Source organism: Dellaglioa sp. CoH-57-MRSF-17, from assembly GCF_056782015.1.
Window position 1 is genome coordinate 1 of the sequence record NZ_JBXAXY010000092.1, and the last position, 344, is coordinate 344.

Annotated in this window: 1 protein-coding gene; it reads left to right on the top strand. The window is 48.3% G+C overall.

Annotation, left to right across the window (positions count from 1 at the left end; all coding sequences use genetic code 11):
- Window positions 1-342, top strand: a 342-nt coding sequence (locus AC1RPJ_RS08015) for a hypothetical protein (protein WP_481762882.1), incomplete at its 5' end; no start/stop codon positions are given.
- Between the last annotated feature and the right edge of the window lie 2 nt (window positions 343-344).

Here is a 344-nt window from a genome sequence, read left to right on the forward strand (position 1 = left end):
GCACGGCTACCCGTCAACATTCAGGGTAACCCAAACGTCATCAACGAAGTGTTCTACATGTTCACAGACAACTGCCAATTCGGGCAGAACTTCGTGGGCGCGAAAGCAAATGCGGTACTGATATCTGGCACCACAGCGACCGTACGTATCATGAAGTACCCAGCGTCAACGCCCAACACAGGAACGCAAATAGGAACACTTAACATAGACACAGTGAACGGCAACTCGTTTACGAGTGTTCAATCAACCACGACGTTTGCTCCGGGTGATCAGTTCTCCTATCAATTCGCGACTACAAACATTTCTCTAATAACCATTACACTTCGTGGCACTTGGCTATAAGG